Here is a 1781-nt window from a genome sequence, read left to right as displayed (position 1 = left end):
GCTGAGCAACCCAAAGCCCGGCACCGCGATGTCCAGTGCGCGCAGCGCCCGGAATTCCTGCATATGGCCGGTGATCTGCCGCATGCCCCAGCCGAACAGCCGGTAGAACATACAACGACCTGTCCTTGCAAATCGACGGCGTGAACCTGCAGCACGTTCTTGACCTGGTCCAGTCCAACAGTCGCTATGTTCATGATGAACGCATCCTTTGCCGTGGATATCACGACTTGTCCCACTTTGGCACGATTCCTTGCTGCTTAGCGGGAGTCATCCATCACGTCAGAGCCCTTTACTGCAGCTTGAACCCGAAGGCCCGATTGATGGCTGCGCGCGTGTTGGTCTGCAAGCCATGATGCCGGATCCCCTCGTCGACTGCCTGTTCAAGCGCCGCAGGACGCGCACCCGGACCGTTGCCCGCAGGCACCAGTTGCGACCATGACTGACCCTGCTCTTCCAGATGCACCAGGAACCGGTTGACGCTGGAACGGTATCGATAATCCAGCTCTTCGGGCAAATCTTTCAGCAGATTTTTGTGCTCCTGAATTTCCGGCGCGAGCCAAACTCTTTTTATGTCGCCTTGCAGCGTGAACCCGAAGGCCCGGTTAAGCGCAGCGCGCGTGTTGGCCTGCAGGCCGTGATGCCGGATGCCCTCGTTGACGGCCTGTTCAAGCGCCGCAGGGCGCGCACCCGGACCGCTGCCCGCGGGCACCAGTTGCGACCATGACTGTCCCTGCTCTTCCAGATGCGCCAGGAACTGCTTGACGCTAGAGCGGTACGTCTGACCCAGCTCTTCGGGCAGATCCCTCAGCAGATCCTTGTGCTCCTGAAGATCCGGTGCGAGCCGAACTTTTATGTCCCCTTGCAGTTTGAACCCGAAGGCCTGGTTGATGGCTGCGCGCGTGTTGGGCTGCAAGCCATGATGCCGGATCCCCTCGTTGACCGCCTGTTCAAGCGCGACAGGACGCGCACCCGCACCGCTGCCCGCAGGCACCAGTTGCGACCATGACTGTCCCTGCTCTTCCAGATGCACCAGGAACCACTTGACGTTAGAGCGGTATACAGCGTCCAATCCTTCGGGCAGATCCTTCAGCAGATCCTTGTGCTCCTGAAGATCCGGTGAAAACAGGGCCCGTGCTTCTTTTATGTCGCCTCGCAGCCTGAATCCGAAGGCCTGATTGAGCGCAGCGCGCGTGTTGTGCTGCAAGCCTTGATGGCGGATCCCCTCGTTGACTGCCTGTTCCAGCGCGGCAGGACTCGCACCCGCACCGCTGCCCGCAGGCACCAGTTGCGACCATGACTGTCCCTGCTCTTCCAGATGCGCCAGGAACCGCCTGACGTTAGAGCGGTATACCTGAGCCAGCTCCCCGGGCAGATCCTTCAGCAGATCGATGTGTTCAGGTAATGCCGGCACGAACCGTGCACGGGGCTTTGCGCGACTGCTGCCCGGGAGGGGGGCAGCCGGCTGTTGACGCCCTGGTGCGCTCAGGCTGTCATGGATCTGCTGTTCCGCATGGGAAAGTGGCAGTCCACGCGCCTGCTCCGCGTGGGCCCAGTCAACCAGCGCCGTCCCTGCCGGGTCCGCCCTCCGGCCTTGAGGTGCAACGTCAACGGACGAGCCAGAATGCGGCCTGTCGTCCAGATCCGCGAGTTCGTTGTCCACCTCATCCGCCGACAGCTGGGGCAAGCGATGGGGTTCAGGCGCCCCACCCTTCAGACCCGGAGCATTCCGGGCCTGCTGCCACTGGCCCTCCCGGTTTTCCAGACGGATCGTCCGCTCCCGT

Annotated in this window: 1 protein-coding gene; it reads right to left on the bottom strand. The window is 62.1% G+C overall.

Annotated features, from left to right (window positions below; all coding sequences use genetic code 11):
- Window positions 1-289: 289 nt before the first annotated feature.
- Window positions 290-1781, bottom strand: a 1492-nt coding sequence (locus tag HV796_RS42005) for a hypothetical protein (protein WP_175233510.1), incomplete at its 5' end; no start/stop codon positions are given.

The sequence above is a fragment of the Paraburkholderia humisilvae genome, assembly GCF_902859855.1.
GTDB classification, from domain to species: Bacteria; Pseudomonadota; Gammaproteobacteria; order Burkholderiales; family Burkholderiaceae; genus Paraburkholderia; species Paraburkholderia humisilvae.
The sequence above is the reverse complement of the archived record's forward strand: the minus strand, read 5'-3'. Positions and strand labels throughout refer to the sequence as shown.